16 protein-coding genes, 2 tRNA genes and 1 other RNA gene are annotated in these 21,251 nt (G+C 44.3%); 6 read left to right on the forward strand and 13 right to left on the reverse strand.

What is annotated here, in order from left to right:
• Nucleotides 1–168 precede the first annotated feature (168 nt).
• The 6 genes from NL643_RS01415 to NL643_RS01440 form a co-directional block, all read right to left on the reverse strand.
• Entirely contained in the window at nt 169–2,475 is a 2,307-nt protein-coding gene (locus tag NL643_RS01415; protein ID WP_253643783.1) for a zinc/cadmium/mercury/lead-transporting ATPase, read from the reverse strand.
• A 178-nt stretch (nt 2,476–2,653) separates the two neighbouring features.
• On the reverse strand, nt 2,654–3,073 hold the full coding sequence (locus NL643_RS01420) for a CBS domain-containing protein (RefSeq protein WP_005390603.1): 420 nt from the start codon (nt 3,071–3,073) through the stop codon (nt 2,654–2,656).
• A 248-nt stretch (nt 3,074–3,321) separates the two neighbouring features.
• Nucleotides 3,322–4,056, reverse strand: coding sequence for an RNA methyltransferase (locus tag NL643_RS01425; RefSeq protein WP_005390601.1), 735 nt, complete (start codon nt 4,054–4,056; stop codon nt 3,322–3,324).
• A 208-nt stretch (nt 4,057–4,264) separates the two neighbouring features.
• An RNA gene (ffs, locus tag NL643_RS01430) (signal recognition particle sRNA small type) lies at nt 4,265–4,361 on the reverse strand.
• Nucleotides 4,362–4,498: 137 nt separating this feature from the next.
• Nucleotides 4,499–6,502, reverse strand: a complete 2,004-nt coding sequence (locus NL643_RS01435) for a GGDEF domain-containing protein (RefSeq protein ID WP_253643784.1) — start codon at nt 6,500–6,502, stop codon at nt 4,499–4,501.
• Nucleotides 6,503–6,654: 152 nt separating this feature from the next.
• Nucleotides 6,655–7,398 (reverse strand): hypothetical protein, encoded by a 744-nt coding sequence (locus NL643_RS01440; protein WP_253643785.1) that lies wholly within the window; start codon nt 7,396–7,398, stop codon nt 6,655–6,657.
• A gap of 257 nt (nt 7,399–7,655) precedes the next feature.
• Here NL643_RS01440 and NL643_RS01445 point away from each other — a divergent pair, with 257 nt between their 5' ends.
• Nucleotides 7,656–7,958, forward strand: a complete 303-nt coding sequence (locus NL643_RS01445; protein WP_005390592.1) for a DNA base-flipping protein — start codon at nt 7,656–7,658, stop codon at nt 7,956–7,958.
• 30 nt (nt 7,959–7,988) lie between these two features.
• Here the strand turns inward: NL643_RS01445 and NL643_RS01450 are convergent, their stop codons facing one another.
• Nucleotides 7,989–8,423, reverse strand: a complete 435-nt coding sequence (locus NL643_RS01450) for a YbaY family lipoprotein (protein WP_012842007.1) — start codon at nt 8,421–8,423, stop codon at nt 7,989–7,991.
• 240 nt (nt 8,424–8,663) lie between these two features.
• On the opposite strand from NL643_RS01450, the gene tesB reads away from it, so the two are divergent.
• Nucleotides 8,664–9,524, forward strand: coding sequence for an acyl-CoA thioesterase II (tesB, locus tag NL643_RS01455; RefSeq protein WP_005390581.1), 861 nt, complete (start codon nt 8,664–8,666; stop codon nt 9,522–9,524).
• A gap of 63 nt (nt 9,525–9,587) precedes the next feature.
• On the opposite strand, the gene NL643_RS01460 is transcribed toward tesB, so the two are convergent.
• Both NL643_RS01460 and NL643_RS01465 read right to left on the reverse strand, forming a co-directional pair.
• The gene (locus NL643_RS01460; RefSeq protein ID WP_253643786.1) at nt 9,588–12,629 is read right to left on the reverse strand and encodes a cadherin repeat domain-containing protein; all 3,042 of its coding nucleotides are present in this window, start codon (nt 12,627–12,629) and stop codon (nt 9,588–9,590) included.
• 461 nt (nt 12,630–13,090) lie between these two features.
• On the reverse strand, nt 13,091–13,555 hold the full coding sequence (locus NL643_RS01465; protein ID WP_053807138.1) for an Lrp/AsnC family transcriptional regulator: 465 nt from the start codon (nt 13,553–13,555) through the stop codon (nt 13,091–13,093).
• 138 nt (nt 13,556–13,693) lie between these two features.
• Here NL643_RS01465 and NL643_RS01470 point away from each other — a divergent pair, with 138 nt between their 5' ends.
• The gene (locus NL643_RS01470; protein ID WP_253643787.1) at nt 13,694–14,788 is read left to right on the forward strand and encodes a PLP-dependent cysteine synthase family protein; all 1,095 of its coding nucleotides are present in this window, start codon (nt 13,694–13,696) and stop codon (nt 14,786–14,788) included.
• 64 nt (nt 14,789–14,852) lie between these two features.
• Here the strand turns inward: NL643_RS01470 and NL643_RS01475 are convergent, their stop codons facing one another.
• On the reverse strand, nt 14,853–15,170 hold the full coding sequence (locus tag NL643_RS01475; RefSeq protein ID WP_005390574.1) for a DUF1244 domain-containing protein: 318 nt from the start codon (nt 15,168–15,170) through the stop codon (nt 14,853–14,855).
• 213 nt (nt 15,171–15,383) lie between these two features.
• Here NL643_RS01475 and NL643_RS01480 point away from each other — a divergent pair, with 213 nt between their 5' ends.
• Nucleotides 15,384–15,959 (forward strand): porin family protein, encoded by a 576-nt coding sequence (locus NL643_RS01480; RefSeq protein ID WP_253643788.1) that lies wholly within the window; start codon nt 15,384–15,386, stop codon nt 15,957–15,959.
• A 90-nt stretch (nt 15,960–16,049) separates the two neighbouring features.
• On the opposite strand, the gene NL643_RS01485 is transcribed toward NL643_RS01480, so the two are convergent.
• The 3 genes from NL643_RS01485 to NL643_RS01495 form a co-directional block, all read right to left on the reverse strand.
• Nucleotides 16,050–16,247, reverse strand: a complete 198-nt coding sequence (locus tag NL643_RS01485; protein WP_047008491.1) for a type II secretion system protein — start codon at nt 16,245–16,247, stop codon at nt 16,050–16,052.
• A gap of 223 nt (nt 16,248–16,470) precedes the next feature.
• The gene (gene vmeF / locus NL643_RS01490) at nt 16,471–19,584 is read right to left on the reverse strand and encodes a multidrug efflux RND transporter permease subunit VmeF (protein ID WP_253643789.1); all 3,114 of its coding nucleotides are present in this window, start codon (nt 19,582–19,584) and stop codon (nt 16,471–16,473) included.
• Entirely contained in the window at nt 19,584–20,693 is a 1,110-nt protein-coding gene (locus NL643_RS01495) for an efflux RND transporter periplasmic adaptor subunit (protein WP_253643790.1), read from the reverse strand. Before NL643_RS01495 ends, vmeF begins: the two co-directional genes overlap by 1 nt.
• Before the next feature lie 283 nt (nt 20,694–20,976).
• Between NL643_RS01495 and NL643_RS01500 the strand changes: the two genes are divergently transcribed.
• Nucleotides 20,977–21,061 (forward strand) — tRNA-Tyr (locus tag NL643_RS01500).
• A gap of 84 nt (nt 21,062–21,145) precedes the next feature.
• Nucleotides 21,146–21,230, forward strand: a tRNA-Tyr gene (locus tag NL643_RS01505).
• Nucleotides 21,231–21,251: the final 21 nt, after the last annotated feature.

Genomic DNA, 21,251 nt, shown 5'->3' on the forward strand with positions numbered 1-21,251 from the left:
TCACCCAAAACAAGTAATGATCACACTTTTGGGGAGTTTGGCTCATTTTGTTGCATAGCGATGCGTGATTTCAAAAACAAACTAAAACATATTATTAGATTTCGTCGATACGGTTAAAAAAGCCCGAGACACGAATGCCTCGGGCTTTTTATTAGCTAGTTAGGTAGGTCACTTGGCCTGCTTGGACTCAAAACGGAGCAATCTCAACGCATTTAACGTAACCAGTGCAGTTGCGCCGCTGTCGGCTAATACTGCCACCCATAGACCCGTAATGCCCAATAAACTTGTCACCAAGAAAACACCTTTCAAACCAAGCGCTAACGCAACATTCTGACGAATATTACTTAACGTCGCACGCGATAGTTCTATCATGGCAGGTAACTCAATCAGACGATTGTGCGTTAATGCCGCGTCGGCCGTTTCCAGCGCAACATCCGTACCGCCTCCCATCGCAATACCGATACTCGAAGCTTTCATCGCTGGCGCATCATTAATACCATCTCCCACCATTGCAACGGTGTGTTGCTGTGATAGTTTCTCGACGTAATGCACTTTATCTGCTGGTAATAAGCTTGCTTTATAATCCAAGCCTATTCTGGTCGCCATTGCTTCAGCACTTCTCGGGTTGTCACCGGTTAGCATCACCGACGTTATCCCAAGCTCCTTCAACGTAGCGATAGCTTCTTGGGCATCTGGGCGCAATGTATCTTGCCATGCGATCACGCCAATGACCTCGTAATCGTAACGCACAATAACAACCGTTTTACCTTGTTGTTCCAACGTCACCACTCGCTCTTCGGTTTCTTGAGAAAGTGGGAAATCGGCCTTAGAAGGCGTGACTACTTGGACTATTTTCCCATCGACGTAACCTGTGACACCAGAGCCCACTTGCGCGGTTTTATCTAGCGCTTCAGGAATAGGAAGCCCCTGCTGTTGCACTTTATTAACTAAAGAAACCGCGAGAGGATGGCTTGAGCCAACTTCGATTGAGGCTGTCAGGCTAAGTAACTTGTCTTCATCTACATCAAAAGCAAAGACGTCGGTCACCTGCGGCTTACCTTGCGTCAATGTACCGGTTTTATCAAATGCGACGGACTCCACTTTACCAAGCAACTCAAGCGCCGCACCACCTTTGATTAATGCCCCCCGCTTCGCCGCAGCAGCCAAGCCAGAAGTAATCGCTGCAGGCGTTGAAATAACCAACGCACACGGACAGGCGATCAGTAACAGGGCAAGTCCTCGATAAATCCACGTTTCCCATGGTTGAGCAAACAACAGTGGTGGCGTGACGATAACCATCAAGGACACCAACATCATCAGCGGCGTATACCAACGGCTGAATTTATCCAGAAAACGTTCTAATGGTGCCTTACGAGATTCTGCTTCTTCAATCAAATGGAGAATTCGGTCAATCGCATTCTCGCCTTGACGAGAAGTCACCTGTAAACGAACGACTTTATCGACAACCACAGCTCCGGCCATCACTTTGCCACCCGTTTGGTGCTCAACGGGAACGGATTCTCCCGTTAACGCACTTTCGTCAAAACTCGCAAGCGCATCTTGCAACACACCATCCGCTGGCAAACGACCACCGGGGGCAACTTCTATAATATCCCCCGGCTTAAGCTGAGCTGCAGGCACCTCTTTACGCTCACCATCAACAATTAAAATTGAATTTTCTGGGACTAAGTCCATTAGCGCTTGGACACCACTTCGAGCGCGGGATGATGCATATGCTTCTAACTTTTCACCAATAAGGAAAAGCAATAACACCATTGCCGCTTCAGCGGTTTCACCTAAATATAAAGCGCCGAGCGCTGCCACACTCATTAACGTTTCAATCGCAAAAGGCGTACCGCTACGCGCCAACTTGAACGCTTTGAGCGCAATTGGGTATAAACCCAGTAAACAGGTCAACGTGAATAACCAAGTGCTTATTTGAGGGTCGATCTTAGAAATTATTGCCGCGACAACCATCGCACTAGCAATAGAGAGAATTTGAATGTTGTCTTTTACTACCCCACGCCAGCCCTTCGTTGCGGTATTTGGTTTTGGAGCATCGAGTGAAGAAAGCGGAAAACCTGTTTGTTGGGCTGTATGCTCTATCGTAGAGGTCAGCTCGCGATCGTCAAAATCGACAACCAGTTTTTCTGTTGCAAACAAGACTTTGGCTTGGCTAACACCTTCCAAAGACGTAATAGCCTTCTCAAGCTTTTGTGCACATGAGGGGCAATCCATACCTGACACAAGCCACGAGTTTCGAATTGAGGAATCATTCTCCCTTGAGGGCTCTTCTTCCTCACCTGGGTCGGCGCTACAACTCCCTCCGCTGCAACATGAACTTTCAGACACTTCTACGCCAGCTTGAGAAATGTTGAGTGAAGATTTTACTGGTGCGCAGCACGACTCGCTCGCGCCAAGCGGCACCGCAGTTTTGATTTTGCTAGATTGGCAACCTTGATGTTTCGTACACATAATTTATTTTCCTTATTGGTGTAGGCTCTTTGCCTATGACTAAGGATAAACCTTAGAGCTAGCTCCAAGGTCAAGGTGATTTTTTAAAAACTCGTCGATTGAAAATAAAAAAGACGCCGAAGCGTCTTTCCAAATGACTTATTTAAAATCAAGCACCTATGATATTTGATCAAAAAGGTTAAACTGGATGCTTAAAACACTCATTTAAAGTCATCCCGATGGCGCGCAGCACATCTCGCCTAGTGATAACGCCAACCAATTTACCTTTACCGTCAACCACTGGATACATTTTTGGCTTACCAATCTTCATCATGTCAGCCAACTCAATCACTGACATGTCTGGAGAAACAGATAAAACATCGTCATGCATACACTCTTGAACGGTATGCGTATCTTGGCAGTGATAACTCGCTTTCACCAATTTATCTAACAAGTCTTGTTCTGATAAGAATCCAACTACCTTTTCATTCTCATCAATGACGGGGCCACCTAATGTGACGCTTTGCATGACTTTATTCAAAGCAGCCGAAAGTGACATATCTTTAGTGAAGGTCACCGCTTGCAACGTCATGTAATCTTTTACTTTTAATGAATGCATTCTTATCTCCTTAAGGGCATTTTATTGCGGCCTTTAGATAAGTGTCGCCTAATTTCCTGAATTTACTAAATGGAAATGAGTAATTTTATTTATAGGTGCAGCCTATTGATCTGAATCAAAATTAAGTCATCATCGGCATTCACTGTTGTTTAATTGAGTACAACTTGCAAATGGGCTGATTTTTAACAGGTGGTAAATACAACAAAGCCAGTCAAATTGACTGGCTTCATTATTGGCGCATAGTTACATTAACAATGATGTCGACGCATATTGTCTAAAATAATACCGGTTGCCATTGCGACATTCAGCGACTCAGCACCACCAAATGCCGGAATCGTGATCTTATTTGTCACGAGCTTCGCAGCTTCTTCACGTACGCCGTGGGACTCGCTGCCCATCAACAAAATACCTTCAGCAGCGAATTCCGTTTTATGAACGCTCTCCCCTTCCAGAAACGCGCCATAAACTGGCAAATTGGCTTCTTCTAAGTAACTTGGCAAATCAACCAGACTCACTTGTACGCGGCCAAAACTGCCCATGGTCGCGCTGATCGTCTTAGGGTTATACGGATCAGCACAATCTGTACTCGCAATAATGTGCTTGATGCCATACCAGTCTGCGACACGAATAATCGTTCCTAGATTACCTGGGTCAGATACACCATCTAGCGCAATCATCAAGCCTTTTGCTTGAGGCACTTTTACACTCGGGATTTCAACCACTGCAATGGCCGCGTTATTGCTCACGAGAGTGCTCGCTTTGGTCAGGTCGTCAAGCGATGCTTCAATGCAATCAAAACCACTTAGCGCACTAGCGTTTTGTTCGAGAAATGCCTCGGTTGCGAAGACATGCTTCACCTTTAATGAACTGCTTGCCAGCTCTAAAACGTTCTTTTCACCCTGAACTAGGAATAAGCCATGCGCTTTACGCTGTTTCTTTTGACCTAAAGCACGAAGCAGTTTTAATTGGTTTTTTGAAATCATTAAAGTATCCCAGGTGAAAATGGTTATTCGGCGAATGTACTCGAAACAATCTTCACGACAGTTCGGTATCAAGCGCGTGAGATTATAAATTATACCTAAATAACCTCAAGAAACTTGATTCATCAGAAGACTTTGAAGAGCAAACGCAGTAAAAGAGGGTTCAAAAACGAAAAAAGCCCTGCGATATACGCAGGGCTTTTAAAGGGTGGGACCCCAGCCACATCCCGGCACACAAGTCACCCGCTGCGGCTGCTTCCTTCCGGACCTGACCGAGTTCACGAGCTATTGTTGCGAGAGGACCAGAGCCCCATAATTCTTTTCGAGAGGACTTGCCTCAATCGATGGGGCGATTATTCAGTATCAGCCCTCATAATGCAAGAGCAAAAGCCTTGAATTTCATCATTTCATTACCGTTTGGACAAAACTCGATCAATTCATTCCTCTATGATTGAGCCACGTAACGATGCGAAGAAGGATAGCGGCGTGTTGACTGCTTACTTGAATACATATCTTCATCAGCTAAATGCATGGCTTGCTCTAAGCTCATGTGCTGTTCTCTTTTTGCAGAGACACCGATAGAGATACCCACAGACTCTAACTCACTACACAGTTTGCCTTTTACATCAATTCTGCTGAGCTCTTTCATTGCCCTATTTAATTCTGCTTGAGTCGGGTAGCCCAACAAGATGAACTCATCTCCCCCTATCCGGTAACTTTTCCCTGACCATACATAATGAACTTTTAGCGCTAATAATTGCAACACCTCATCACCAGCACGGTGACCGTACGTATCATTGATTCGTTTGAAGTGGTTAATATCCAAGTAAAGTATGGATAGATCTTTGTTTACTCCTTTTCGATGTTTTACTTGCAACGCGCGGCGATTTCTTAACCCCGTTAAATTGTCGGTATTCGATTGACGGTAAAGATAGAGCGAAACGCAAATCGCAAACAACAATACAAAGACAAACACAGCCTGTGTTTGCGTCGCCAGCCGAACCTCATATTCAAGCGCGGTACGCCAATCTGGGCGCAGGTCGTACTGGGCAATGATCTTATCAACTTCCAACATCGCTATCGCTCGACTGAAAAAAGGAGCAAGCATGGCACCTTTCTCGTTCGCCACCAATCCAACAGAAAGTTGTGACTGGTAAAACTCACCAATCGCCGTGTCCTGCTCTATCGGAACCAACTCGCTCAGACGTAAAAAGTGGTTGAGCATCGCGGTATCCATCGGAATGTAATCGACCTCTTCATTCAATAAACCCTGAATGAGTTCTTGTTGGGTACGATAACGTTTCAGCTCTTTTAGCGGTAAAAGTTGTGTCATCATTTGGTCGAAAAAGTCGTCCTCAACCACACCAATCCGCTCAGAGATCAACTGTGACACATGAGAGTAAGTGTTCGGCTTGTAACCTAAACGCTTGACCATAACGGATGCTGGTGAGTAATGGGGCTTGGGAAAGTAACTAAATTCATGCCGCTCGCGACTGACCGTTAACGGCGCTAAAATTTCAAAATTCCCCTGCATAAACTCATGATACATGGAACCCCAACTTTCATTTGGCTCACTAATGATCACGCAGTTTAATGCCAAGATCTCACAGCTTCTCAGGACGACATCTGCCGTCATCCCTTCGATACTGCCGTCTTCGTTGTAAACAACATATGGAAAGATAGATTCGAGCTTGATCCGTATAGGCTCACTAAAATCGAGAGGTAATAAGCGAATAGATTCTCGCAATGCCGCTCGCCTTAATTCAAATTGATACTGGGAGATCTCTTCACGAAGTTGCTTTTGCACTCCTTCCCCATGAATAAACGTAGCGAACGTATCCAACTCTTCGAGGTGATGATCTTTTTTACTGATGATCGATACTGGCTTTATCGAAATCTGATCATTCAACATCTTAGCGTCAAAGCCCTCCAGCAGCATCGGCTTAAGCTGATTGATGGCATCGACTACGCCTTCAACAACGCCTGATCTCAGTAACGTTACCGCTTGCTCATGACCTTGATAAGAGACCTGTTTTAGCTCCGGGTAGTATTGTTTGAGTAATTCGGCATAAACCGTATCTTTAGGGACGCCAACTCGTGAAATGTCACTCAACGTCGAGTCTTTTAAACCAAAAAGGTAGGTATATTCGATATTAGTTGGACGGGAGTAACTAAAGCGTTGAGCACGCTCTTCTGTGTAAGTGATATTAGCAGCAAAGTCCGCTTCTCCATTCGCGACGGAATTTAGAATGGCATCAAAGCTGGAATAGTTCACATATTGAACGGTAAAGCCGAACTCTTTCGATGCAGCATTAAAAAGAACACGGGTGACGACATCATCCGCTTCTGTCGCAACTTTATAATGAGCAATTAAAGGTGATTCAGCTTTTACATTCAAACTCAGTAGGCAACAAGTAAAAAGCAACAGTGTTCGAGCAAAGGTAGTCATGACAAACTTATCTTAAATCAACCACTTATAATGTGGTTATTATTATTGGAAGTTTAGTAAATATGAAATGAAGAACATATACTAATCTTCATTTTGTTCCACAACCAATTCGATAGTCTGCCGCACGTGTCACTTTTTACCTGACGAAATACTCATAATTCTGCCTGTTCATCGCTGCTACGTAAGATATAGTCCGTCATCCAAGCCGTTCCTAACAAACAGATCCAAACAACAAAAACAGGGTTTGGTACATCTGTAGTCGGACTTACCACTAAGGCAGCAAAGCCAACGGTCGGTAATGTCCAGCACAATAGTTTACTCCAACGAATGGAGTGTTTAAGCTTCGCGAGGGTTTCCATTGAAGCCAGCATTCCTGTCACGCTCAATGCCACAAGAACGGCATATGGCAAGCCAGCAATCCATAATGGGAACAACAACAGCATCGGCCACCAGCTGTGCTTATTGGATGGGGTCCAATGTACAGCAGACCACCACATCACCATGACAGCGACAGTTTGAACCACTGTAACCCAAGCGGATCCATCCAGCTTCCCACCTTGTTGCGTGACCATAATACCGACTTGTAGAGTAAGTACGATTAGGCCTGCGGTGAGCAGGACGCCCAACGAACTTCTACGAGAGAACACTACCATTAAAAGTGGGAAAAGGATCAAAATACCAATCGATAGCGCGATTGGCTGCATTGAGAGCGTAGCGCCAAAAGCCATCATTGCGCCCAGCAACACCAAGCCTGCAAACCCGCCTTGTGGCAAGATCCACAACGCCGGGATCATGAGTGCAAGAACGGGAATATCTCCCTCGCTCAAACTCATCGCTCGAACGCACACCACTGCGAGTAAAGTCGTAATGAAAAATTGAAGTGTCGATAAAATCATAGCGCCTCCTGGCTTCCCCACCTACTTGGTGACTCAACGGCAAAAACTGGGATTAAAAGTCGTTGAGAGGGTCTAGATTCAAGCTTAGCTTGTGTTTGTTTTATGCTTTTTAACGCTCATTAACATACGGCACGACTGAAGAGAAAATGTGATCAACAAAAGTCAATCGCGGGCAATATAAACGTTAAGAACCGTTAGCAATATACAAGTCCGATGGTTTACCATTCCTTAGTAATCCACAATAGACACTTTTGAGTATGGACCAATTTTTAGCGCAAATCTTTGCTGTAATTCACCAAATTCCAAAAGGAAAAGTCTCCACCTACGGGGAAATCGCAAAAATGGCAGGTTACCCGGGCTACGCAAGACATGTTGGTAAGGCGCTTGGTAATTTGCCAGAGGACAGCAAACTCCCGTGGTTTAGAGTGATAAATAGTCAAGGAAAAATATCCTTAAAAGGCAGTAATTTAGAACGACAAACAAAGAAGTTAGAAGCCGAAGGAATTGAAGTATCTGAGATTGGAAAAATTTCGCTAAGAAAATACAAATGGCAGCCTTAGGCTGCCATTTTTTGTTCGCTGAGTTTGATATTAACGCGTACCAACTAGACGAATATCCAACTGGTGAGTTTGTGCTTCATCTGTGATTACACCGTTATGCGTATCGCTGATAAAACGCAATTTACCATCCACTTCAATACGCGCACGGACGCTGTAACGATGGTTTGGTTTGATTTCATTGTTATCGTAGTTCAGCTCAAAAGAAAGAGGAACTTGTTTACCTTCCGTTTCGAATGTCTGTTTTGCTAGTACTTTTGCTGGCGCGTCAGCCAAAGACACATCTTCTAACGCGACGGTAACCACTGCGTTTGGCGGCAGAGCAATACGCTCACGGTAAGCCACTGTACCTGTAATCGTCTTCATTGACGCCTCTGCAGATTCCATTTCTGTATTTTGAGAAGTTTGGCAACCCACTAACGCAGCCCCAAAGAGTAAAGAAGTAACAAGCAGTAGTGTTTTTTTCATATCTTCCTCGAAAAGAGTATTAAACCGGAGCAATTATAGGTGTGGAATATAAAACTGTCTGCTTCCTGCCAGTTTATTTGACAATAGTTTGACTGAGTTAGAATTTATCAAACAATTGATTTTGTTTCATAATCGGAACAATACTATTTCTAAGTTACTCAATAGTTCTTAACTATGGCACTTCACAAGAGTGAGACTGTTGAGGTAAGTTGGAGTGAAAGACAACGGTGAGGAGACACAATGAGTAAACCATTACGAGAATTGCTCAGCCTACTACAACTCGAAAAATTAGAAGAAGGCTTGTTTCGTGGCCAAAGTGAAAACCTAGGTTTGCCTCAAGTGTATGGCGGCCAAGTGATTGGGCAAGCGCTTTCTGCTGCGCGCTACACCGTTGAAGAAACACGCGCGGTACACTCCTTCCATAGCTATTTTTTGTACCCTGGAGATCCAGAAAAGCCCATCATTTATGATGTAGAAAACCTAAGGGATGGCCGCAGCTTCAGCACCAGACGCGTTAAGGCGATTCAAAATGGACGCCCTATTTTCTACCTAACGGCGTCTTACCATGGCGATCAACCTGGGTTTGATCATCAAAAGGAAATGCCAGACATTCCTGGCCCAGAAAACTTCGCCTCTGAGAGTGAGCTTGCTAGCCATATAGCCGAATTCCTGCCAGAGCGACTACGCAAAACATTTTGTGGTGAAAAGCCAATTGAAACCCGTCCTGTTACGGTCATCAACCCCCTAAAACCCAAAAAAGCAGAGCCTAAACAGTATCTTTGGATTCGTGCCAATGGTGAAATGCCAGAGAACCTGCTTATACATCAGTACCTGTTGGCCTACGCATCAGATTGGGGATTCCTCGTGACAGCAATGCACCCGCATGAAGTGTCATTAATGACACCAAACTTCCAAGTTGCCACCATTGACCATTCAATCTGGTTCCACCGTCCGTTCAAAATGGATGAATGGCTGTTGTACGCGATAGAAAGCCCAACAGCGAGTAACACTCGTGGGTTAGTGCGTGGCGAAATCTATAACCAGCAAGGTCATTTAGTGGCAACCGCAGTGCAAGAAGGTGTAATGCGCTATACCAAGTAACCGCTAAACCCTAAACGACAAAAGGAGTGCTCAGCACTCCTTTTTATGGGTATCAAACGATAATTAATTTGGTTGATACTTCATAGTAATGACCGACCATTCGTAAAGTGATTTCGGGTAACCGTATTCGCCTTTCCCGTAAACGACATTTGGGTCAGCATAGAATCCACCTTTATCCGTTGCTAAAAATTCACGCACCCCACGACGGTAAGTAATGACTGGTGCTGCCAACTCATACTCTATGTCTTCCAAATTAGAATCATCAATCACTAAGAACCGAGTCATACGGATAGTGCTACCGCTGGTGCAATACCCTGGATCATCATAACTAATTGCATTAAAAGGCTTAAGGTCATCAGCAAATAGCTCTGATGTACATCCATCGAATCGAGCAACATGCACCCATGCAGCCTTTTCTTGTCTTCGGTCATCGCTACCAACTGGCTTAAACATAAATAGCACAACCTTACCTTTACCGTGTTTTTGCAGCTCGTCATCCGTCGGTTCACGTACCGAACGCGAACCCAAGATACCAAATTCACTCTCTTCTAAATTGGCAAACTGTGGGGCACTAAGCGTGCTCACAATGACGGTTTGTTCGCTATTAAGTTGTGTGTATTTATCTGCAACACCCGACTCTGCCAAATCGACACTAACCGTGACTTTTGTTCTTGGTAACGCTTTGTAATCTCGCGATTCACTCTCAGAGATGTCTAGCGCAATAGAATGGTATTGAGAGTAATTGGTTAGCGTCAACTCTGCATTCGCATTGTCTAACGTGGCAAGATCTTTGCTCACAGTATCGCCAAATGAGTAAGTGCGAGTACCGACCGTTCTACCGAAATCTAAGTCAATTGCCTTGAAAGGCGTAAACTCAACGGTTTGAAGTTTCGTGGTAAGACCGGGATGATCCGCTTTATTAATGGTGCCGTTAACCAATACGGTTTTAGTTGTATAGTTACGTGCAGTTAGTGTCACTTCTAATTGGTACTCGCCTGCGTGCAAAATCTTCAAACGCCCCGTTTCAGAAGAGACTAACTCAACCACAGGATCTTTTTGGTTAATAAGACGATAGCTGGCTTTCGCCTCTCCTCCACTCATCACTGGTGAGATAATAGTACCCGCTGAAAAGTCTACCGTTGGATAAGCAATCGATACAGGGTTTGTGCCCTGTTTGATCGTTACAGAGAAACTGCTTTCACCCGGAGTAAATTTATCGTCCCCTGCATCCGATACAACAACTCTTGTGCTGCCAGCATTGAGGATGCGCATCTCGCCCGTTTTGCTGTCTAGGGAAACCACATCCGTTGCTGCATTTTCTGCAAATCGATACGAAACTTCGCCAACCGTACCAGAGATGGTCGGTTTTTGAACATAAGGCTGGCTGGTTTTCCAAGTCTCTTCCACATCGGATTGCACATCAATCCGACTCGGCGCACTAAGAATATTAACGTACACTTTCTGATCTGGACCCGCAGTATAATTCGCGCTCTCCTGTCTGCGAACTGTTAACGTCGCTTTACCCGCTTTGTAAACATAGGCACGTCCATCTGCAGTAACCTCTATAACATCTGTAGCAGTGTTATCAACGAGTTCTACATGATCGTTACTTGTACTTAAACCAAAGTCACGACGAAGATCAAAGCTATAGTCTTTGCTATACACCATTTCATAATCTTGTGTCACCATGGCTTGTCCCGCAGCTTTCGCTACTTTGATGACTACATTAAACTGAATTGGTTGATATAAATCCCCACCATCATCTTCAAACTTAAGACGATATTCACCAGCCGTCTCTACTTCTAACTTGCCATCGGTCATTCTTAAACCGTCCGGTAAACTACCGACTAGGCTTACGTTGCCTTTTTGTCCTGAAAATGCCAAAGGAATTGAGAGGCTAGGCTGATAAATAAGCGACATTTCAATGTCGTTCATCACTGGATGAGGCGCGCGATTAACTTCAACATTGAAGCGAGCTTTACTTGCAGGATAATTACGCATTTCATGCTCGTAGATTTCAACTTCAGCCGTACCTACACCTTTGATCAGCAGTGCTTCACTGCTCATAGACTTAGCGATAACATCTGTGCCGCTAATAATTCGCAGTGAATAGTCGCCGCGAGCATTCGTCACCTTAGGGAAAATTCGGCCACCTTCCTCATAAGTTTTCACAACATCCGCTACGCTGATTGTTTCGCGTTGACCTTGCTTTACATCCACAACAAATTGCGCCGTTTGCTGCTTATCTAAAAAGGCATCGCTGTAAGTTGCTGTCGCTTCAACGGTTAACTGCCCAACATTATGAACAAGGAGCACACCTGACTCAGGGTTGAGTAACTCGGCAACTTTGTTGTCTGGTTCGCTGCGAATGATTTTGTATGTGATGCTTTGCGTTTGAGCTTTATCTAAACGTGCAGGTTCTAACGTCAGCCCTTCTCTATATTCGTCTTCCAGCAAGGCGAATTGAAGTTGCCCGGATGCTACTCCATGAAGCTTCACCGTCGCGCGAACTTGCTTCGGCAGATAAAGCTCGTTACCTGAGTCAGTAATCAGTACCGACGCCTGACCAATTGAGCCTAATGAATATACCGAACCGTTCTGATCAACCCGAATCAAGTTATGACCACTTTCTACTTCATAACTCAATTCACCTTTTTGGCCACGAACGGTCAGCGCTTTCCCTTCAGATTCGATTGCATTGAAGTTTAGATCACTAACCGAAAGGTCTGTGTTAATACCTCGTTCCACAGTGATAGAAAATCGTGCTTCAGAGGATTCATAAGCAGAACTGCTATCCGTAGCCAGAATTGTTGCCGTTCCTGGACGCAAAATTTGTAGCATTCCAGAGTCATTAATTTTCACAACATTTAGCGGATTAGAGTCAATGACTTGATAAGACACCGAGCCATGTACATTGCTCAATTTTGCCTCTGTAACGGTTCCCACGCCCTCAAACTTCAATACCGTGTCTTCAGCTTTTAACTGTGGACGGCTCTGCTTTGTTATCGTAGTTGGTGTGTTTGTATTGTTCGTTTTAGAGTCACCTCCACCACCACAACCAGCGAGTAACGCCGCGAGAAAAAGCAAATAATATTTTCTGTTCATTTTTAGAAACACTTTGTCACAAATAAGTGCTAGCGATAATAATACGATGTTTTATTAATCACTATATCCATTTTTGAGTACTTTGTTACTTAAGTATTTGCTACTGTATTACGCATAAAAAGAAATGTTCAGAAGTGGTGACTAAAATACACAAAACAACACTAAGCAAACGTTTAAATTAAACCAATTAATTAATTTAGTAAAAATGAATATTCAATAAAAATAAAACACGAAAAATAAAGAGAAAAAATTGCGTTATTTTTTCATGCGTTTTGCTGTATGAGCACTTAATAAAGGATAAAAAACAAACAGTTAATGCGAAAATAGAAGAGAGAATAAATATCGTTTATATTTATTCCAATCCAGTAAAAAGTAACCTAGTTAGAATAACCCTGCTACCTGTTAACACTTAAAATGCTAACAGGTAGAGTAACCATTAAATAAAATTCGTATAAAGCTATTTAGTTGAGAAGTGGTAACTCAGTCGTATATTTAATGGATTCCATAGCAAATGTTGAAGTCACATTAGACAATCCCTTTACACTATTAACTAAGCGCTTATAAAACTCGTCAAAACACTTCATATCTTTCACCAGCACTTTCATCATGTAGTCATACTCGCCGGCCATACGATAAAACTCCATCACCTCAGGGAAATCACTCACTGTTGTGACAAAGTGGTGATACCAATCTTCGGAGTGATCGATGGTTTTTAGCTGAACAAAAGCGATAAAAGACAGGTCGAGTTTTTCTGCACTCAGTAACGCCACGCGCTTTTCAATGTAGCCTTCTTCTTCCAACCTTTTCAAACGCTTCCAACATGGCGTTGTTGTCAGATTTACCTGCTCTGCTAACTCATTTAATGACAAGGTGCTGTCGGTTTGTAACAACGCAAGCAGCTGCTTATCGACCCGATCCAAAATCATCCTATAAAACCCACGAAGTGTAGAAAACTTTTCTATCAAAATAGTCATTACCGGCAACTATAGCAAAGTTTTTCTCTCGTATTATAGGTAAATTATTCCCATCTAATGCTTATCTATCGATTTCCAAGGAGAGACGCCATGTGTACTGACCACAGCTGGATCAACAATGCAGTGCGTAAAATTGAAGCAGACTTTCAACGTTCTGCTGATACTCATTTATTTAAACTCGAACTGCCTTCTCTTGATGGTATCGATATCTACCTAAAAGATGAGAGCACGCACCCAACAGGCTCTCTGAAACACCGATTGGCACGCTCGTTGTTTCTTTATGCGATTTGTAACGGATGGATTGGTCCTGAAACCACAGTGATTGAAGCGTCCTCAGGCAGCACTGCCGTTTCAGAAGCGTATTTTGCTCGCTTGCTTGGCTTACCGTTCATTGCTGTTATGCCGAAAACCACCGCACGTAAAAAGATTGAACAAATTGAGTTTTACGGTGGTAAAGCGCATCTTGTAGAGCGCTCAGATCAGATTTATGACGAGTCTCGACGCTTAGCTCAAGAGTTAAATGGTCACTACATGGATCAGTTTACTTATGCTGAACGTGCGACTGACTGGCGCGGCAACAACAACATTGCGAACTCTATCTTTAGCCAAATGGAACTAGAAGATCACCCAATTCCTAATTGGGTAGTAATGAGCCCAGGAACTGGTGGTACATCCGCAACCATTGGCCGTTTTATTCGTTACCAAAAATACGACACCAAACTTTGTGTCGTAGACCCTGAAAACTCGGTGTTTTACGACGCTTTCCAGTCAGGGAATCACTCATTAAAAGGTGAGACCGGCAGCAAAATTGAAGGCATTGGTCGACCACGTGTCGAGCCAAGCTTTATTGCAGGTGTCATTGATGAAATGCGCAAAATTCCAGACGCTGCCAGTGTGGCAACTGCACATTGGGTTTCTCAACTCATTGGGCGTAAAGTCGGTGCATCAACGGGGACGAACCTCTACGGTGTGCTTCAGCTGGCCTGCGAAATGAAACAACGCGGTGAAACAGGCTCTATCGTGACACTTTTATGTGACTCTGGTGAGCGTTACTTAGATACGTATTACGACTTAGCATGGGTAAAAGAGAACATCGGTGATATTCAACCTTACCTCGCGCAACTTGAAGTCATTCAAGCGAAAGGCTGTGTCGAACCTGCATGTTGCGGTCCAATTACCGCTTAATATGTAAATTCGAATGTAAAAAAACAGCCCGCTGATGTGCGGGCTGTTTTTTTGGAAATGAGTATTACTTTTTCTGACGCGCTTCAAACGCCGCCAATTGTTCTGGCGTTGCCGCTGGCTGATGATTTTGTTTCCATTCATCGTAAGTCATGCCGTAAACACGTTCGCGAGCGTCATCAATATCTAAATCCACACCGAGATTTTCCGCTTCAGCTTTGTACCATTTGCTAAAGCAGTTGCGACAGAAGCCCGCAAGAATCATGAGGTCGATGTTCTGCACGTCTTTATTCGCGTCTAAATGCGCCAATAAACGACGAAATGTCGCCGCGTCTAACTTATCTTGTTCTTCTTGAGTCAGATTTTTATATTTGAATTCAGCCACTTTCCTTTCCTTCTCTCTAATTTGATTGACGTTAGTCACCATACCGAATAGTAAGTTCTCCAGCCTAGGAAGTCTGCTTTAGCGCAACAATTCCCAGTCTAAATGACTACCTTTGCGTAAAAGCTGATATGATAAACGCCATCTATCTTATTGATTAATTTAATATTAACACAAATCATTACAACGGTCTTTTACAAAGGTTATCGTCAAGTTATGAAAAACGCCATTCTATTATTGTCTGCCTTGACCATCAGTGTGCCGACTTTTGCTGCTCAAGAACAAACTCATCAATCTTATTTTTATCTGGGTACTGGTAACGTCGGTTTTGATACCCCCTATTTTGGCTCAGACAGAGACAATGAGTGGTCCACACCACATATCACTGTTGGTTGGGGCTATCATGTTAATCAATACCTTGCGTTTGAAGGTGTGCTTCGCTATTCCCAAAACGAACTTAAGAACGACAAACTGAAAACAGATTTGGATTTGCACTATTACCAAGCGGGTATGTCAGCTGTATTGACCAGTGATAACCTTGGCGATACGCCACTTTCTTTGTTTGGCCGCGTGACCGCGTTAGGGACTCAGGCAGAAATGTACGTTCCAAACCAACAAAAAGTCACCGATGATTCAGGAGCACTATTCAACATCGGTGCTGGTATCCATTGGGATATGAGCAAAGACATCTGGTTGCGCGCAGAGTACATCTATAATGTCGCAGATATGGGCTTTGAAGATTTTTACGACAGCTACGAAGGTGTGCAAGTTAGCTTAGGTAAACGCTTCTAACATTAGGTAGCACCAAGTTACCAGAATTGAAATACAAACAAGCCGAGGTTTTTACCTCGGCTTGTTTTACAATCTACGGAGTGTCATCAGTTACTGAGCGGAGAACTTTTCTGTTGTCTCTTGATTCACATGGCTACTTGGTTGACCGGTATCGAGAGAGTGTAAAATGCCATCTTGACGATCTTTTAGTGCATTCGTTAACGTCGGAAGTGCAGTGGTCGCTAACAACGCCATAACACCCGCAACTAAAACCATTTCTACCATGTAACTACCACGTACTTTTTTCAAGAGAACACCTCAAATAATAATAGGTATATGCTGCTTTCCCGGCATGACACCTAACAAGACCCGACATTCAGTCAAATACGATGAGCGAGTCCTGTGCCCCTCGAAGAAGTGGCGAAATAATAAACAAAAATAATCATTAGATCTATAAGTAATCACTCTCAATATAAAAAAACACCGAACAAAAGTTGTTCGGTGTTTTCAATCAAAGCTTTACGTACAGCGGCTAAGGATGAGCAATACGGCCTTTTGTATCGTGGCTGAGTGCTTTGTTCAATTCTGCTTCTACATGACCTGGCGCCTGTGTTTTCGCCGAAATCAATCGGTACATAGCCGGGATGACAAATAAGGTCACCAATGTTGCAAATCCCATCCCGAAAAAGATCACGGTACCCACAGCAATACGACTCTCATAACCTGCCCCTGTCGAAACGATCAGTGGGATGGCACCAGCAAGCGTGGTAAATGCTGTCATCAAGATCGGGCGTAGACGTCGCGCAGCTGCATCAATAACCGCTTTTTCGAATTCAACACCACGGTCACGTAACTGGTTGGCAAATTCGACAATCAAAATGCCGTTTTTCGTCACCATGCCGATCAACATGATCATGCCAATCTGGCTGTAAATGTTCATGCCTTGCCCCATCACAACCAAGCCAAGGAAGCCACCAAATACGCCCATCGGCACCGTAAACATCACAACTAACGGGTTCACGAAGCTTTCAAACTGAGCCGCCAACACGAGATATGCCACAAGCAATGCCAACGCAAACACAACAGCAACACTCGCTTGGTTCTCTTTAAAGTCTTTTGACTCACCAGAATAACTCACCGAGATGTCGCCTGGTAAATTGTCTATCGCTTGTTGATCAAGGTAATTCAGCGCGTCTCCTAATGTGTAGCCTTCTGACAAGTTGGCTGTAATAGTGATGGATTTCTGTTTGTTGTAGTGAGATAGACGAATAGAAGCTGCCACTTCTTCAATTTTAGTGACCGCGTCTAACGTCACTAACTGCCCACTATTAGTTCGCAGATAAATCTGGCTTAAATCCGCTGCATTATTAAAGCTGTTTTCATCACCACGAAGATACACATCATACTCTTCGCCACGCTCAACATAAGTCGTTTCACTTTTACCACCAAGCATGATTTCTAGCGTATCAGAAATGTCTTTGACACTGACCCCTAGTTCTGCGGCACGCTGTCTGTCGACCGTAACCAATAGCTCTGGCGTTTTCTCTGAGTAATCGATCTCAGCGCCTTCCATCATTGGCGATTCTTCTGCTTTGTTTTTCAACATTTCAGCCCAGACGAGAAGTTCATCGTAATCAGAGCCACCTAATACAAACTGAACAGGCTCACTCGAACCACCTTGGAAACCAGGCATGAATGGGAACACTCGAACATCAGGTATGCCAGCCAGTGCGCCACGCACTTTGTTAAGCGCTTCCTGAGCTGTTACATCTCGCTCGTTCCAGTCTTCTAGAATCATGATAACAAAGCCGGTTTGGTCGCCAGCCTGTCCACCAAATGCAGGCGTTTGGATACTAAACGACTTCAGATACCCTTGCCCGAGTAATGGCATCAATCGGTCTTCAACAATGTCCATATTGGCTGACATACGATTGTATGACGTGGCATCAGCCCCGCGAACAAACGCAAACATCACTCCGCGATCTTCTTGAGGGGTCAACTGGGCTGGCACTTGGTTCATCAAGAAGTAACTGCCGCCCAAACACGCCAAAATCACCAGCGGTGCAGCCCAACGCATTTTCAATGCGCCTTTCAATAATGAGCGGTAACCACTCTCAAGTTTACTAAATAGGCGATCGACCACTTGATTAAATCGATTTGGTTTTACATTCGCCTTCAAAATCTGACTACCCAATACAGGAGTTAATGTTAGGGCGATCAAAGACGAGAAAATTACTGACATCGCCAACAAGACAGAAAACTCAGTAAATAGCAGACCTACCATGCCATCCATAAAAGAAATCGGCAGGAATACCATCACCAGCACTAGCGTTGTCGCGATAACGGCAAAACCTACTTCCCGCGTGCCTTTATAGGCCGCAAGCAAAGGTGATTCACCACGTTCTATATGGTGGAAGATGTTTTCAACAACCACAATCGCGTCATCCACTACCAAGCCGATAGACAGGATCAACGCCATCAAGGTGATTAAATTGATAGAAAAGCCAAAGTAATAAGCGGCAATGAATGAGGAAATCAGCGATACAGGAACCGTAACAGCTGGGATCAAGGTTGCACGAGCTTGACCAATGAAGATGTACAACACCAAAATAACCAAACCGCCCGTAATAAATAGCGTGCTATATACCTCTTCTATCGAGCGCTCGATAAACACCGTCGCATCGTAGTCGATAGCAAGCCGCGTTCCTTCCGGCAAGAACTTCTGGATGTTATCAACTTCAGCTCGAACTAATTTTGCTACTTCTAACGGGTTCGCATCAGACTGAGGAACAACCCCCAAACTAACATTGACGACGCCATCGCTTTTAAAGGTCGAGTTTTCGTTCTCTGCACCGATAAAAACATCAGCGACATCTTTCAAATAGATAGGCGTGTTGTCGCTTGCCCTTTTAATCACGAGGTACTGAAAATCTTCCGGCGTGTTATAGCTACGCGCTGTCCGTACCGACATGACTGTCGAATCATTACGAACTTCACCACCCGGACTTTCTAAGTTTTCACTTCGCAGTGCCGATGTAATGTCCGAAGCCGTGACTGAGCGCCCCGCCATCAGCTCTGGCTTAAGCTTCACGTACATCACTTTGTACAAACCACCAGAAAGATCAATGGAGCTCACCCCAGAGATCAAGCTAAAGCGATCCATCAGTACACGTTCTGCATAATCCGTCAATTGAGTGCGGTCCATCTCTGCAGAGCTGAGGTTAATATAGAGGGAGGCCTGACCTGAACCGTTATTCTTGTAGACAATTGGATCGTCCGCTTCATCAGGTAGCGAACGTTGAGCGCGAGCCACCGCGTCGCGAACATCACTAACACCCGTATTGAGATCGTAACCTAGCTCAAAAGTGATCGTGATACGCGAACTGCTGTTTCGCGTCGTCGAACTGATCTCATCGATTCCGCTGATACCTGAAAGCTGATCTTCTAATACAGAAGTAATTTGAGTCTCGATGATCGTCGCGGAAGCGCCCTCGTAACGCGTACTAATGGAAACGACCGGACTTTCAATGTCCGGCATTTCTCGCACCGCTAGTTTCGTAAAGGATACAAAACCAAATACACACAGCAGCATACTCAATACCAACGCTGCGACTGGGCGTTTTACAGAAACGTCAGAAAGTAACATTAGTTTGCTTCCTTAGCCGCTTCGTCTTGCGTGCTTTGAACACCTTGATTACCCGTTGCGTTAGCTGTTTCTGACTTTCCTGGTGCGACAATTTCCTTAACTTCAACACCATCTCGCATATTAACGATGCCCTGTACAACAATTTTGTCGCCAACTTCAACGCCTGATTCAATAACGACTTCGTTATCGACACGAGCACCGAGAATGACTTCTTGTCGAGTCGCTTTATTGTTGTCATCGATGACGTATACGTAACGCTTGGTGCCAGAGTATTCTAGTGCTTGAACCGGGATAATTGGCGCTTCAATCGCAGGGAAGGCCAATGATGCATTCATTAACATGCCCGGCTTTAAGCGGTTTTCAGGGTTCTCAAACTCAATACGTACACGCAGGTTCAGCGTTTCTGAGCTAATCCGCGTATCAATGCCTGTGACTTGACCAGTAAACGTCTGTTCACCCCATGCACTGGTTTTGGCAATGACTTCCATACCAATAGAAAGCACCGATAAATAGCGCTCCGGTACTTGTAAGTCCAGCTCCATGACGGAAAGGTCATCCAAGGTCAACAGCTCTGTACCCGCGCTAACCATTTTACCGCGACTAAAATCGATGAAACCAACAGTGCCAGAGAACGGCGCAGTAATATGAAGATCGGCCAAATTTGCTTGAGCGGCGTCCAGCCTTGCTTGTGCAATTTCAACGCTTGCTTTTTGTGCGTCGATCTCAGTTTGGGTGATAGCATTTCGCTTAACCAAACGTTGAAACTCTTTTAGCTTACGTTGTTCATCTTTAAGGTACGCCTCTGCCTCAATCAAAGCGGCTTGAGCCTTATCATCATCCAACTTGATTAACAGTTGACCTTGTTGGACATTTTGATTCGCTTTAACAGCGATTTGATTCACTTTGCCGGCGACTTCCGATGCAACAACCACAGACTCCGCCGCTTCTAATTTACCGATAAGCGATAAGGATTGATTGATCTCGTGCGTTTCTACTTGCTCAGTTACGACGGTAACTGCTGAGCCTCGCATAGCTGCGAAAGCTGATGGAGAACTCATTAATATAGAAAGCGTTAAAACAGATAACGATAACGTGGCTTTCATGCTCATGATATTGACTTCTAAACGAATAAACTTATGTCATTAAACTGCTTACATTTTATCAGTAGATACGTGGTTTAACGTCAAGTAGTGTAAATTCAAGTAAAAAGAGCGTTTCTCTTCTGTTCAAAGGACACACAAAACGCTGACTTTCTACCATCTTTGCCCAAAAAGACAGCATTCAACGTAAAAACGCAAGAAAAACGCTTTACAGCCTGAGCGAGTTTGCTATGATTCGCTCCGCACTTGGGAGATGAGTTGGGAAAACATCTTGCTAAGTATAAAACACCCTGGAGGGGTTCCCGAGTGGCCAAAGGGAGCAGACTGTAAATCTGCCGGCACTGCCTTCGATGGTTCGAATCCGTCCCCCTCCACCATATTCTTTCTTGTGTTTTTCCTTTAAACATAAGAACAACTTGGAAGCTAGGTTGGGAAACTATCTTTTAAGTATAAAACACCCTGGAGGGGTTCCCGAGTGGCCAAAGGGAGCAGACTGTAAATCTGCCGGCACTGCCTTCGATGGTTCGAATCCGTCCCCCTCCACCATATTCTTTCTTGTGTTTTTCC

It is taken from the genome of Vibrio sp. Y42_MX_L11 (assembly GCF_024181785.1).
In the GTDB taxonomy this organism is placed as follows: Bacteria; Pseudomonadota; Gammaproteobacteria; order Enterobacterales; family Vibrionaceae; genus Vibrio; species Vibrio diabolicus.